The sequence below is a fragment of the Streptosporangium sp. NPDC049078 genome (genome assembly GCF_040648855.1).
GTDB lineage: Bacteria > Actinomycetota > Actinomycetes > Streptosporangiales > Streptosporangiaceae > Streptosporangium.
The window spans coordinates 125,068-138,680 of record NZ_JBEZEL010000007.1; the positions used below are offsets into that span (position 1 = coordinate 125,068).

Annotated in this window: 10 protein-coding genes; 5 read left to right on the plus strand and 5 right to left on the minus strand. The window is 72.1% G+C overall.

Annotated features, from left to right (window positions below; translation table 11 throughout):
- Nucleotides 1-56: 56 nt before the first annotated feature.
- The gene (locus AB0B90_RS13520; protein ID WP_350948457.1) at nt 57-2,405 is read right to left on the minus strand and encodes an ATP-binding domain-containing protein; all 2,349 of its coding nucleotides are present in this window, start codon (nt 2,403-2,405) and stop codon (nt 57-59) included.
- A 172-nt stretch (nt 2,406-2,577) separates the two neighbouring features.
- Here AB0B90_RS13520 and AB0B90_RS13525 point away from each other — a divergent pair, with 172 nt between their 5' ends.
- From AB0B90_RS13525 to AB0B90_RS13535, 3 genes are all read left to right on the plus strand, one after another.
- Nucleotides 2,578-3,774: an ROK family transcriptional regulator gene (locus AB0B90_RS13525; protein ID WP_350948328.1), complete on the plus strand. Its 1,197-nt coding sequence runs from the start codon at nt 2,578-2,580 to the stop codon at nt 3,772-3,774.
- A 285-nt stretch (nt 3,775-4,059) separates the two neighbouring features.
- Entirely contained in the window at nt 4,060-5,319 is a 1,260-nt protein-coding gene (locus AB0B90_RS13530; protein WP_350948327.1) for a 6-phospho-beta-glucosidase, read from the plus strand.
- The gene (locus AB0B90_RS13535) at nt 5,316-6,287 is read left to right on the plus strand and encodes a BadF/BadG/BcrA/BcrD ATPase family protein (protein WP_350948326.1); all 972 of its coding nucleotides are present in this window, start codon (nt 5,316-5,318) and stop codon (nt 6,285-6,287) included. The genes AB0B90_RS13530 and AB0B90_RS13535 overlap by 4 nt, the downstream gene beginning before the upstream one ends.
- 23 nt (nt 6,288-6,310) lie before the next feature.
- Here the strand turns inward: AB0B90_RS13535 and AB0B90_RS13540 are convergent, their stop codons facing one another.
- The 3 genes from AB0B90_RS13540 to AB0B90_RS13550 form a co-directional block, all read right to left on the minus strand.
- Entirely contained in the window at nt 6,311-7,264 is a 954-nt protein-coding gene (locus tag AB0B90_RS13540; protein WP_362922651.1) for a nucleoside hydrolase, read from the minus strand.
- 156 nt (nt 7,265-7,420) lie between these two features.
- Nucleotides 7,421-7,897, minus strand: a complete 477-nt coding sequence (locus AB0B90_RS13545) for an Lrp/AsnC family transcriptional regulator (protein ID WP_350948324.1) — start codon at nt 7,895-7,897, stop codon at nt 7,421-7,423.
- A gap of 46 nt (nt 7,898-7,943) precedes the next feature.
- Nucleotides 7,944-9,554: an ATP-binding protein gene (locus AB0B90_RS13550; protein ID WP_350948323.1), complete on the minus strand. Its 1,611-nt coding sequence runs from the start codon at nt 9,552-9,554 to the stop codon at nt 7,944-7,946.
- 163 nt (nt 9,555-9,717) lie between these two features.
- On the opposite strand from AB0B90_RS13550, the gene AB0B90_RS13555 reads away from it, so the two are divergent.
- Nucleotides 9,718-10,680: a pirin family protein gene (locus AB0B90_RS13555; protein ID WP_362922653.1), complete on the plus strand. Its 963-nt coding sequence runs from the start codon at nt 9,718-9,720 to the stop codon at nt 10,678-10,680.
- 221 nt (nt 10,681-10,901) lie between these two features.
- Nucleotides 10,902-12,311, plus strand: a complete 1,410-nt coding sequence (locus AB0B90_RS13560; protein ID WP_350948321.1) for an NAD(P)/FAD-dependent oxidoreductase — start codon at nt 10,902-10,904, stop codon at nt 12,309-12,311.
- 89 nt (nt 12,312-12,400) lie between these two features.
- Here AB0B90_RS13560 and AB0B90_RS13565 read toward each other — a convergent pair whose 3' ends face one another.
- Nucleotides 12,401-13,516: a Xaa-Pro peptidase family protein gene (locus AB0B90_RS13565; protein ID WP_350948320.1), complete on the minus strand. Its 1,116-nt coding sequence runs from the start codon at nt 13,514-13,516 to the stop codon at nt 12,401-12,403.
- Nucleotides 13,517-13,613 lie beyond the last annotated feature (97 nt).

The window sequence follows — 13,613 nt, forward strand, 5'->3', positions numbered from 1 at the left end:
GCGGAAACATCAAGTTTTCGCAGCTGGGACATGATCGACGAGAGCCGTCAATGCTCTCATGTGATCCGATGTCGCTCAAGTCGAGCGAGGGCACCGGGAAGCGGGCCGTCGTGTACGACGCCAAGCCGCTGGGTGGCGCGGGTCAATGCCACGTAAAGATCGCTCGCCCCGCGTGGGGACTCGTCCAGGATCAGCTCCGGTTCGACCACGACGACCGCGTCGAACTCCAGTCCCTTGGCCTCGGCGACGGTCAGCACCGCCACCTGCGCGTCCAGGGCCGCCGCTCCCGGTCCGGCCACCGCGCCGTCGACGGAGCGGACCACGATCGCCCCGAACTCCTCGGCGCGCGACTCGGGAACGATCACGACGAGCCGTCCGCCCTCGACGACCTCGGCCTTGACGACCTCGGCGAGGGAGTCCGTCGGGGAGGCCGCCCACGGCCGCGCCCCCGTCTCCCGCACCGAGGCCGGGGCGCTCAGCGCCGGATCCACCAGGGTGAGCACATCGGCGGCCACGGCCATCAGCTCGGCCGGGGTGCGGTAGTTGACGCTGAGGGTCTCCTCACGCCAGCGTCCCGCCACGTACGGATCCAGGACCCGGCCCCAGGAGCGCGCTCCGGCCGACGAACCGGTCTGGGCCAGGTCACCGACGATCGTCATCGACCGCGTCGGGCAGCGGCGCATCAGCATGCGCCAGTCCATCGGCGACAGTTCCTGCGCCTCGTCGACGATGACGTGCCCGAAGGCCCAGGTGCGGTCGGCCGCCGCGCGCTCGGCGGTGGTCAAGAAGACGTCGTCACCGAGGTGACGGGCGGCGAACTTCTCCGCGTCCATGATGTCGGACAGCCCGGTCAGCTCCAGGACCTCCTTGGCGTAGGCGAGCTGGTGCTGTCGTTCGTCGAGCGCGGCGGCGCGCTGCGCGGCCTGTTCCTCCTCGGCCATCCACGCTCCGGCCCGCAGCACGGCGGGGTCGATGTCGCCGAGCAACTCGGCGGCCTCGTCCAGGAGCGGCACGTCGGACTCCGACCACCAGTCCTCCCCCTTGCGTGGCGGCTCGCGCAGCATCAGCTCGCGCTCGGCCGCGCCGAACTCGGCCGCGGCGTGGTCGAGGCGCTCGCGGGAGGTGAACAGGCCGATCAGGAGCTGCTGCGGGGTGACGTAGGGCCACAGCCGGTTCAGCGCCGCCTTGACGGGCCGCTCGGTGCGGAGGTCCTCACGGATGTCGGCCAGCTCGTCGTCGTCGATCATCCCCTTGCCGAGCTGCCTGGCGGCCTGCCGGGCGAGCGCGTTGAGCAGGTGGCGGACGAAGACCGCGCGGGCCTCGTTGTGCGCCCTCTTGGAGCGGGCCGCCCGGCTGCGGGCGGCCTCCAGGACGTTCCCCTCCAGCTTGAGGGTGTAGCGGTCGAGCTTGATCTCGATCGGCTTGCGCGGCACCCGCTGCCGCTCGCGCACGGCCCGCGCGACGACCTGGGCCATCCGGACGTCCCCCTTGACCGCGGCCACCTCCGCACGTTCCCTGCGGCGGGGGACGACTCCCGGGTACAGCTCGGAGACGGTCGACAGCAGCACGTCGGTCTCGCCCAGGGAGGGCAGCACCTGCTCGATGTAGCGCAGGAAGGTCAGGTTCGGACCGAGGATGAGCACGCCCCTGCGGGCCAGTTTCTCCCGGTGGGTGTAGAGGAGGTAGGCGGCGCGGTGCAGCGCGACCACGGTCTTGCCCGTGCCGGGACCACCCTGCACGACCAGCACCCCGTTGAGGTCGGAGCGGATGATGCGGTCCTGTTCCGACTGGATGGTGGCCACGATGTCACGCATCCGGCCGGTGCGCCTGGCCCCGAGGGAGGCCAGCAGCGCGGCCTCCCCGTTGAGGGTGGCCACGTCCTCCTCGGTGAGGCTGTCGAGGTCGAGGAGGTCGTCGTCGATCCCGATCACCGTACGGCCCTTGGTCTGCAGGTGCCTGCGCCGGGTGACGCCCATCGAGGCCGCGGGGGTGGCACCGTAGAAGGGCTGCGCCACCGGCGCCCGCCAGTCGATCAGCATCCGGCGCTGGTCGTCGTCGGCCATGCCGATGCGACCTATGTAGAGCGAGGTGTCGTCGGCGTTGTCGAGCCGGCCGAAGCACAGGCCGTTCTCGACCGCCCACAGACGGCCCAGGCGTTCGGCGTACATCCCCGCGAAGCTGTCGCGCTCGGAGCGGTTCTGGTGCGTGCCGCCACTTCCGCCCTGCGCGAGAACGCTGTCCAGCTGTCGCTGAGTGCGCTCGCGCAGCAGATCAAGCCGGGCATAAAGGCGGGAAACGTACTCCTGCTCCCTGGCCAGCTCGATTTGACGGGTTGCCGTCGCTCCATTATCGTTACTAGTAATGGGATACTCCGGGCCATTGCACTGGTTGTTATGACAAACCATCACCCTAGCAGGTCCGTCGAGAAGTTTACCCGTCCCGCCGTCATCACAGCTTGATTGCGGCCTCCCCTGCCTGCTTGACGAGAATCCGCGGGGCTCCTTACATTCACTCGAAGTTAGGAAACTTTCCTAACTTCGCCGTGCAGGTGGACGCGAGGACGTACGCGGAGGACCAGTGACCCAGCCGACGCCCGGCACCCCCAGCCTGCTGCGCGCGATCAACGACCGCGCCGCCCTGCAGGCGCTACTGGAGCGCGGCCCGCTGACCCGCCCGGAGATCGGCGCCCTCACCGGTCTGTCCAAGCCCACCGCCTCGCAGCTCCTCATCCGCCTGCAGGAGGCGGGCCTGGTCGTGCTCGACGGCATCCGCGAAGGGCTGCCCGGCCGCACCGCCGAGGTCTACCGGCTCAACCCCGCCGCCGCGCACGTCGCCGCGCTGGACGTCACGCGCGCGGGCATCGACGTCAGGGTCGCCGACATCACCGGCACCGTGACCGGCGAGCACCGTCTGCCCAGCCCCGGCCGCTCCGGCGGCGACGCGCTGGAGCGGGTCCGTGCCGCGCTGGAGGGCGCGAACGCCCCCGCGGCGCTGCGGCGCGTGGTCATCGGCGTGCAGGGCACGATCGACCCCGGTACGGGGAAGATGGCGTACGCCACCAGCAAGGACATGCCCGGCTGGCACATCCCCGACCTGGTCCGCACCCTCGGCGACGGTCTCGGCGTGCCGGTCTCCGTGGAGAACAACGTCAACCTCGTCGCCCAGGCCGAGCAGGCGCACGGCGTGGCCCGCGGGCACGCCGACTTCGTGCTGCTCTGGGCCGACGAGGGCCTGGGCGCCGCGCTGGTCCTCGGCGGCCGGCTGCACCGGGGCGCCACCGGCGGTGCCGGGGAGGTCGGCTACATGCCCACCCCCGGCGCCCCGACCGCCAGGGACACCGGCCGCTACGCCAACCACGGCTACCAGGCCCTGACCGGCGGCCCGGCGGTACTCAAGATCCTCAGATCGTACGGCGTGCGCGGCACCACGCCCACGCAGGCGGTGCTGAACGCCGTGCGGGCCTCCACCTCCACCGGCAGGCGTGCCGACGACGCCCGCGCCGGACTGCGCGACATCGCCTCCCGGCTGGCCGTCGGACTGGCCTCGATCACCTCGGTCGTCGACCCCGAGATCATCGTGCTGACCGGCGGAACCCTCCTCTCCGGTGGCGACACCCTGCGCGAGCTCGTCGAGCACGAACTCCACGCGCTCACCATCCCCCGGCCCCCGCTGCTGCTGTCGACCGTCGAGGGCAACCCCGTCCTCGCCGGCGCGCTCGACCTCGCCCTCGCGACCGCCCGTGACGAGGTCTTCGGCTCAACCGTCCCCTCCTGACCCTTCCCGGCCTCGCACGAAACTCCCCGAGAACGCCCCCCGGATCCACCGCCCTCAGGAGGCAGCCGTCGTGCACCGACGCCTTCCCACTTTCGCCCCGACCCCCCTCACGGAGAAAAAGAACCACACGCTCTTTTCCTGGCCGGTGTCCTCGCGAGCACCGTGCGGTGGGCGGTGGAACCTCACCGGGGTGACACCCCTGCTCGTCACGGCCCCGGTGATCGTCGTGTTCCTCCTCGCCCAACAGGTCCTCATCGAGAGCGTCACGCTGACAGGAGCAAAAGGGTGAAACTCGCCGTTGTCGGAGGCGGTTCGACATACACGCCGGAGCTGATCGACGGTTTCGCCCGGCTGCGCGACGAGCTGCCGCTGAGTGAGATAGCGCTGGTCGACCCGGACGCCCGGCGGCTGAGGTCGGTGTCCGGCATGGCGCGCCGGATGCTGGCGCGGGCCGGGCACCCGGCCACGGTCGTCGCGACCTCCTCGGTCGAGGAGGGCGTCACCGGAGCGCACGCGGTCCTGCTGCAGCTGCGCGTCGGCGGCCAGGCGGCGCGCGACGTGGACGAGACGCTGCCGCTGGAATGCGGCTGCGTCGGTCAGGAGACGACCGGTGCCGGTGGGCTGGCCAAGGCGCTGCGCACGGTGCCGGTGGTGCTGGACATCGCGGAGAAGGTCAGAAGGCACGCGCCCGGCGCCTGGATCGTCGACTTCACCAATCCGGTCGGCATCGTCACCAGGGCACTGCTGGAGGCGGGACACCGGGCCATCGGCCTGTGCAACGTGGCCATCGGCTTCCAACGTCGCTTCGCCGCCACCCTGGGCGTCGCCCCCGCGAGGATCTCGCTGGGCCATGTCGGTCTGAACCACCTCACCTGGGAGCGGGCCGTCCACCTGGACGGGGTGGACGTGCTGCCCAGGCTGCTGGAGAGCCACGCCGAGGAGATCGGCGGGGACGTCGGCCTGCCCGCCGCGCTCATCCGCCGCCTGGGCGTGGTGCCCTCCTACTATCTGCGCTACTTCTACGAGCACGACCTGGTGGTGGAGGAGCAACACGGCAGACCGTCGCGCGCGGCCGAGGTCTCGGCGATGGAGACGGCGCTGCTCGAGCTGTACGACGACCCCGCGGTGGACACCAAGCCCGAACTGCTGGGCGAACGCGGCGGGGCCTTCTACTCCGAGGCGGCGGTGGCGCTGATCGCCTCGCTGACCGGCGACCGCGGCGACACCCAGGTGGTCAACCTGCGCAACGACGGCACGCTGCCGTTCCTGCCCGACGAGGCGGTCATCGAGGTACCGGCCACGATCACCTCGGCGGGCGCGGCCGCACTGCCCGTCGACCCGGTGGAGCCCCTCTTCGCCGGGCTCGTCGCCCACGTCACGGCGTACGAGACGCTGGCGCTCGAGGCCGCGCTGCACGGCGGCGAGGACCGCGTCGCCGACGCGCTGCTCGCCCACCCGCTGATCGGCCAGGCCTCGCTCTCCGGCGACCTGGCCAGGCGCCTGGTCGAGGCCAACCGCCGGCACCTGTCCTGGGCGACCGCGTGAGAACGGTCCTGGCGGTCGACGGCGGCAACAGCAAGACCGACGTCGCGCTGGTCGCGGAGGACGGCTCGGTCCTCGCCACCGGACGCGGCGGCGCCTTCCAGCCGCAGACCACGGGGGTGGGCGTCGCGATCGACGTGATCGGCGACACCGTGCGCTCCGTACTCGGGCCGGGAACGGTCACACCGTACGCCGACCACGTGGCCGCCTACGTGGCGGGCGCGGACCTGCCCGTCGAGGAGGAGGCGCTGTGCGCGGAGATCCTCTCCCGGGGGTACGGCAGGCGGGCGAGCGTCGGCAACGACACCTTCGCGCTGCTGCGCGCCGGGGCCTCCGGGCCCGCGGGGGTGGCCGTGGTCTGCGGCGCGGGGGTGAACGCGGTCGCGGTCTCCCCCTCGGGGGAGGTGGCGAGATACCCCGCGCTGGGACGGATCACCGGCGACTGGGGTGGCGGTCTCGGCCTCGGCGAGGAGACGCTCTGGCACGCCGTGCGCGCCGAGGACGGCCGGGGCCCGGCCAGCGCGCTGGCCGTCGTGGTCCGCGAGCACTTCGGCACCCGGACCGTCGAGGAGGTGTCACTCGCCATCCACTTCGGCGAGGTGCCCCACGGCAGGCTGAGCGAGCTGGTCCCGGCGCTGATGGCGGTCGCGAACCGGGGGGACGCGGTGGCCCGGTCGCTGGTGACGCGGATGGCCGAGGAGGTGGTCGTGCTCGCGGTGGTCGCGATGCGACGCCTGGACCTGCTCTCCGTCCCGACGGAGGTGGTCCTGGGCGGAGGCGTCCTCACCGCCCGCGACCCGCTGATGAACGAGCTGCTGGAGCGAGGCTTCGCCGAGCGCGCCCCGCAGGCCAGGCCGATCGTCTCCGACGTCGCACCCGTCATGGGCGCCGCCCTGCTGGGTCTGGACGCCCTCGGCGCCACCGAGGAGGCCAGGGCCCGCCTTCGGGCCCACTTCCACGCCCTGCCCTGAGGCTCCGCCCCTCCAAAGCGGCCTCAGGACTCGATGGACTCGATGGACCCGATGGACTCGGCGACTCCGGCGTAGACGGTCAGCAGCAGGTCCCAGAAGCGGCCCACGTCGAGGGAGGTGCCGACCAGGGCGTTGGGGGCGCGGCCCCGGAGGGCGAAGTCGGTCACGGTCATCCCCGCGGTGAAGCGGCCCGCCGTCTCGACGTCCACGACGGCGGGCTCGAGGGTGATGAGCGACGGATCGATCAGGTGGGCGATCGCGCAGGCGTCGTGGATCGCGGGGCCGTCCTCGGCGGTGATCATGCCGTAGAACCGCACGCACGGCAGGAGCAGGTCGCTGCCGAGCCTGCCCATCGTCGCCATGCGCTCCGCCACCGCCTCCGTGGTCACGGCGCCGCGGCTCACGTCGAGACCGATCATGGTCACCGTCCAGCCCGCGCCGAAGACGATCGCGGCGGCCTCGGGGTCGGCGGCGATGTTGAACTCGGCCGCGGGAGAGAAGTTGCCCCTGGTGTAGGACCCGCCGAGGATCGTGAGCCCGCGCGCCCAGTTCACGATCGCGGGCTCCCTGAGTACGGCGAGCGCCACGTTGGTCAGCGGGCCGATCGCGACCAGGGTCACCTCGCCAGGGTCGGCCCTGAGCGTCTCGATGATGAAGTCGGCCGCGTGCCCGGCGGCCGGCGGGAGCGACGCCGCGGGCAGCAGCGCGTCCCCGAGACCCGAGCCTCCGTGCACGCCCGCCGCGTCCACCCGGGGGCGCAGGAGGGCGCCCGCGCTGCCCGCGACGACCGGCACCTCGCCGAACCCGAGGAACTCGCGGAGCCGCAGCGCGTTGTCGGTGGTCCTGGCCAGTTCGACGTTGCCGCCGACCGTGGTGATCCCCAGGATCTCCAGCTCAGGGCTCCCGTGGGCGAGGACGAGCGCCAGCGCGTCGTCGATTCCCGGGTCGCAGTCGATGATGATCTTTCTGGGAGGCACCCGTCCAGCTTGAATCAATTGCCGCACCCCGGCAAATCAGGAGCAACCCCCCAAACAGGAGAGCGAACCGGTCAGCGCGCCCGGAAGAACCCCCGGCGCCCCCCTCATCACACGAGAGGACGAGCCCGTCCGGGACGACCTCGCCCCCGGGAAAGGTCAGGCGCGCTCCTCGGGCTTCCCTTCGCCCTGCCCCGCCGGCTCAGGGGCGCGATGCTCGTACGGCGTGCTGAGCACGACCGTCGTGCGGGTGGAGACGTTGGCGGCGGTGCGGATCTGGTTCAGCAACTCCTCAAGCGCGATGGGCGAGGCCACCCGCACCTTGAGGATGTAGCTCTCGTCCCCGGCCACACTGTGACAGGCCTCGACGGCGCTCAGGTGGGCCAGCCGCTCCGGCGCGTCGTCGGCGGCGGCCGGGTCGATCGGCTTGATGGAGACGAACGCGGTGAGCGGGAGCCCGATGGCGTCGTAGTCGACCAGCGCGGCGTACCCGCGCAGCACCCCGCGCTTCTCCAACCGGCGCACCCGCTGGTGCACCGCCGACACCGAGAGCCCCGTCTCCCTGGCGAGATCGGTGAAGCTCATCCGGCCATCCCTGGCCAGTAATGTGACGATACGGCGGTCGATCTCCTCCATCCGGTAAACGGTAACGGCATTCGGGTCGGCGCGCGCCGTCCGCGTGTCACGGCACGGTCCCAACCGTGATCTCCGAAGAGTCCTCCCGCCCGCTCTCCTCCTGCCGCTCCGGCGCGACGGCCTCGGCGGGGAACGTGATGACGAAGCGGGCACCCTCGTCGTACTCGGTGTCCAGCCTGATCGTGCCGCCGTGCTGCTCCACGATCTTCCTGCAGAGCGCCAGGCCGATCCCCGTGCCCTCGTAGGCGTCCCGCTGGTGCAGCCGCTGGAAGATGATGAAGATCTTTTCTGCGAAGGTGGGCGAGATGCCGATGCCGTTGTCGGTGACGGTCATCCGCACCTCCCCGTCGATCCGCTCGGACTCGATCGTGACCCGGGGCGCGCGGTCGGGGTCGCGGAACTTCAGGGAGTTACCGATCAGGTTCTGCCAGAGCATCACGAACTGGGTCCGGTCACCGACGACCGCGGGCAGCTCACCGACCTCGATCTCGGCCCCTGACTCCTCCACCGCCGCGGAGAGGTTGGACAGAGCCCTGTCGATCACGTCGTTCAGGTCCATCTCGACGGGTTCCCTGGTGATCCGGCCCACCCGGGAGAAGGTCAGCAGCTCGTTGATGAGCACCTGCATGCGCTTGGCGCCGTCCACGGCGAAGTCGATGTAGGTGTTGGCCCTCTCGTCGAGCTGGGAGGCGTATCGCTGCTGGAGCATCTGACAGAAGGAGGCGATCTTCCGCAGCGGCTCCTGCAGGTCGTGTGAGGCCACGTAGGCGAACTGCTCCAGCTCCGCGTTGGAGCGCTTCAGCTCCTCGGCCTGGGCGGCGATCCGCAGCCGGGAGCCGCGTGCCTCCTCCAGTTCGTTGACGATACGCCCGCGCATCGCCTCCATGTCGTCGGCCAGCTCCGCGAGGTCGGCGGGGCCGCCGGTGTCCACGTGGTGCGCGAAGTCCCCCCTGGTGACCCTGCGGGAGGCCTCGCGCAGCCGGGCCAGAGGGCCGAACACCGCGATCTTCAGCAACACCGCCACCGTGATGATGGTGATCAGGAAGGCGGCCAGGATGCCGAAGAAGGTGGCGTCCCTGACCGCGTGGGCGGCTTCCAGATCGGCACGGGCCGACTGCCTCGCCTGGCCCCAGGCGGTGTTCTGTGCGTCGATCGCCTTTCTGACGGCGTCGAAGGAGCGCTTGCTCTCCTCCGACTGCTCGGCGCTCACGCTCTTGGGACTCTCGTCCCTGACCTTGGCGATCATCGGTTCCGCGTAGCGGGCCCGCCACTCGGCGGCCAGCCGTTCCACCTCCTGGAGCGCGCGCAGCGGTTCCGCGCCCGGCGCCAGCCGCCCGATCTGCGCCGACACGGCGAGCTCGTCGCGCCGCCCGTCCAGGTACGGCTGCAGGAACTCCTCCTTGCCGGTGAGGACGAAGCCCCGCACCCCGGTCTCCTGGTTCAGCAGGGTCGCCTGCAGGCGTTCGGCCTGGATCCTGCCCACCGAGATGTGGTCGATCAGCCTGGTGGACGCGGCCGCCGCGTTCCGCAGGACCGTGGCGCCGATGATCGCCGACAGCCCGAGCAACAGGGTCATGACGAGCAGCACGACGTTGAACCACGTCTGCGCGCTCCAGCGGCTTTTACGAGATCCGCTCGGAGGTGTATCGGTGGTCATGCGGCCTCTCACTTCACGCGATGTCCGTCCCACCGGGGCGGTGGGCGATCGGCGGGGTGGACGAAAGATACCGGAACCGGGCGCCGACCACGCACATGATCCTCGCTCGGGGATTGTGCCACCCCGTACCCGGCGGGACCGGATCGCACCGTACATTCGCACCATGAGCAACCTGGAAACGGATCCGCGGGAGTCGGCCTGCGGCGGCCTCGCGGACGTGTCGGCGAAACCGGTGAACGAGCTGCTGACCGGCCGGGACGTGGTGCTGGGCGGGCCCCGGGCGATGAAGGTCACCAGGACCCTGCCGAACCGGGACGTCAGGATGGTCGGCGCGTGGTGCTTCGTCGACCACTACGGTCCCGAGCGGGCGACGATGCACGTTCCCCCGCACCCGCACACCGGCCTGCAGACCGTCAGCTGGCTCGTGGAGGGCGAGGTCCTGCACCGCGACAGCCTCGGCAGCGAGCAGCTGATCAGGCCGGGCCAGCTCAACCTGATGACCGCCGGGCGGGCCATCTCCCACGCCGAGGAGTCGCCGGCCGAGGCCGTGCTGCACGGGGTCCAGCTGTGGGTGGCGCTCCCCGCCGCCGCCCGCGAGACCGCCCCGGCCTTCGAGCACCACCCGGCGCTGCCCACGCTGACCGCGGCGTCGTCGCCGGGCGTCACGGTGACCGTCGTCATGGGCGAGCTGGGCGGTGTCACCTCCCCGGCGACGATCCACACCCCGCTGGTCGGGGCGGAGATGACGCTGGAGGCGGGCGCCGGGACCTCGGTCCCGCTCCGTCCCGGCTTCGAGTACGCCGCGCTGGCCCTGTCCGGCACGGTACGGGTCGGCGAGACGGATCTCGCCCCCGGCCCGCTGCTCTACCTGGGCAGCGGGCGCTCGGAGCTGGCCGTGAGCGCCGAGGTGCCCGGGCGGCTGCTGCTCCTCGGCGGCGAGCCGTTCGAGGAGCGGATCGTCATGTGGTGGAACTTCGTCGGCCGCAGCCACGAGGAGATCGCCGGGTTCCGGCGGGAGTGGATGGAGGGCGAGGGGTTCGGCACGGTGCCCGGCACGGGAGCCGCCCCGCTGCCCGCCCCAGAGCTGCCCCTCACCCCCCTCAAGGCGCGCGGACGCCGCCGCTGACCCCGCTTTTTCACACATCCCCCTGATCTACCCGGAACAGAGGACAGAGTAGGAAGCGGAGAAGCGGGGAAAGGCTGGACGGTCCGCGCACGAAGGCGGCCCGCCCCGGACACGCGGGGTCCGGGAGGCGTGACTCCGGCCGAGGGGTGCGAAGCTGGTACGACCGGCGTCGCCGGAGGCGGCGCGCGGTCGATGGGCCGGTTCTCTCTGGGAGGTAAGTCGTGTCGGACGAGTTCGACGTGGTGGTTGTGGGCGCGGGCCCCGCGGGCGAGAACGTCGCCGACCGCGCGGTCAGGGGAGGACTGACCGCCGCGATCGTCGAGAGGAACCTGGCCGGGGGCGAGTGTGCCTACTGGGCGTGCGTCCCCAGCAAGGCGCTGCTGCGCCCGGTGGAGCTGGTCGCCGAGGTCTCCCGGGTGCCCGGCCTGACGCTGGGCCCGATCGACACCGCCGCCGTGCTCGCCCGGCGCGACGAGACGGTGTCCCACTTCGACGACGGCGGCCAGGTCGAGTGGATCAAGAGCGTGCCGGCGGAGTTCGTCCGCGGGCACGGGCGGCTGGACGGTCCCAAACGGGTCGCGGTCACCGCGAAGGACGGCTCGGTCCGCACGCTGACCGCCCGGCGGGCGGTCGTGCTGGCCACCGGCAGCGGCGCGGCCGTCCCGCCGATTCCCGGCCTCGCGGAGGCGTCACCGTGGACGAGCCACGAGGTGACGGCCGCGACGAGCGTTCCCGGACGGCTGGCCGTGCTGGGCGGCGGCGTGGTGGCCTGCGAGATGGCCCAGGCCATGCACGGGCTCGGCGCCCGGGAGACGACGGTGCTGGCGCGCGGCGGGCTGCTCGGCAGGATGGAGCCTTTCGCGGGTGAGCTGGTGGCCGAGTCGTTCGCCGAGGCGGGCATCACGGTGCGCACGGGCGTCCAGGTGACGAAGGTCGAGCGGCCCACGCCCGGGGGTCCGGTGACCGTCCACCTGTCCGAGGGCCCGCCCGTCGAGGCCGACGAGCTGCTCGTGGCCACCGGCAGGCGTCCGGCGACCGGCGACCTCGGCATGGAGACCGTCGGCCTGGAGGCCGGGCGCACGGTGGAGGTCGACGACAGCATGCGCGCGACCGGCGTCCCCGGCGACTGGCTGTACGCGGTGGGCGACGTCAACGGCCGCGCCCTGCTCACCCACATGGGCAAGTACCAGGCACGGGTGTGCGGCGACGTCATCGCGGCACGGGCCAAGGGCGAGACCGACGACCTGCCGGGCCTGCGCGACGTGGCGGACGCGTACGGCGCGCCGCAGGTGGTCTTCACCGACCCGCAGGTGTGCTCGGTCGGCCGGAGCGAGGCGCAGGCCCGCGCCGAGGGGTTCGACGTCCGCGCGGTCGAGTACGACCTGGGCAGGGTGACGGGGGCCTATCTGCAGGGTGACGGCTACCGGGGCAGGGCCAAGGCCGTCGTGGACGAGCGGCGCCGCGTGCTGCTCGGGGTGACCTTCGCCGGTCCGGCGGTGGGCGAGATGCTGCACTCGGCGACGATCGCCGTCGTCGCCGAGGTGCCCCTGGAGCGGCTCTGGCACGCGGTCCCGTCCTTCCCCACGGCCAGCGAGATCTGGCTGCGGCTGCTGGAGGCCTACGGGCTCTGACCCGGCGTCCCGGCGGGAGCCGACACGCTCCCGGTTCGGACCGCCACCGGGACCGTGCGGCCGGTCACCGGCGCGCGGACCGCTCCGTCCTAGACGACCACCAGCTCGCGCGGGCGGTGGTTGACCCGCTCGCCACCCTCGTCGGTGCAGACGAGGATGTCCTCGATGCGGGCGCCGTGGGCTCCCGGCAGGTAGATGCCCGGCTCGACGGAGAAGGCGAAGCCGGGCGCCAGCGGCTCGGCGTTGCCCGTGACGATGTAGGGCTCCTCGTGGGTCTCCAGGCCGATGCCGTGACCGGTGCGGTGGATGAAGTACTCGCCGTAGCCCTCGGCCGTGATCACCTCTCGCGCGGCGGCGTCGACCGCCTCGCACGGCACCCCGGGGCGCACGGCGTCGCAGGCGGCCTGCTGAGCGCGCCTGAGCACCTCGTAGTACTTCAGGAAGCCCGCCGGAGGCTCGCCGACGGCGTAGACGCGCGTGGAGTCCGAGCAGTAGCCGTCGGGCATCTGGCCCCCGATGTCGACCACGATCGGCTCGCGCTCCCGCACGACGCGGTCCGACAGCTCGTGGTGCGGACTGGCGCCGTTGGGCCCTGAGCCGACGATGACGAAGTCGACGGTGGAGTGACCGGTCGCGAGGATCGCCTCGGTGATGTCCCTGCCGATCTCGCGCTCGGTCCTGCCCGCCCGCAGGAAACCGGGCACCTGGGCGTGGACGGCGTCGATCGCGGCCCCCGCCCTGCGCAGCGCCGCCACCTCTGCCGGGGTCTTGCGCATCCTCAGCCCGCGCAGGACGGTCCCGGCGAGCACCTGCTCGGCCCCGGGGATCGCGTCGCGCAGGCGCAGCGACTGCATCGCCCACATCCGGTCGGCGAGGCCGACCTTGCGGACCGCGCCCAGCCGCCGACCGACGACCGCGTACGGATCGTCGGTCTCGTCCCACGGGACGAACTCGACGCCGAGCCGCGACGCCGGGGAGCGCTCGGCCGCCGGCAGCTCCAGGCGGGGCACCATCAGGAACGCCTCGCCCTCGGCCGGCAGTACCAGGCAGGTGAGCCGCTCCAGCGGCAGCGCCTCGTAACCGGTCACGTAGCGAAGGTCGGGGCCTGGCGTGAGCAGCAGCGCGTCGAGCCCGGCGGCGGCGGTCGCCTCGCGGACGGCGGCCAGGCGGGTCACGGGATAGAGATCAGAGGGCTCCGTCGTCACGCCGACCAATCTAATCCCCGGCGGAACGGCGACGCATCCGGGCCCCGCCCCGGAACCGAAAGTCGGGGAAAGGAAGGCACGAGAGCAGCCTCACCAC

Coding starts and splice junctions, on each gene's coding strand:
- AB0B90_RS13520 (WP_350948457.1), bottom strand. CDS start 2,405: ATGGTTTGTCATAACAACCAGTGCAATGGCCCGGAGTATCCCATTACT.
- AB0B90_RS13545 (WP_350948324.1), bottom strand. CDS start 7,897: ATGGAGGAGATCGACCGCCGTATCGTCACATTACTGGCCAGGGATGGC.
- AB0B90_RS13550 (WP_350948323.1), bottom strand. CDS start 9,554: ATGACCACCGATACACCTCCGAGCGGATCTCGTAAAAGCCGCTGGAGC.
- AB0B90_RS13555 (WP_362922653.1), top strand. CDS start 9,718: ATGAGCAACCTGGAAACGGATCCGCGGGAGTCGGCCTGCGGCGGCCTC.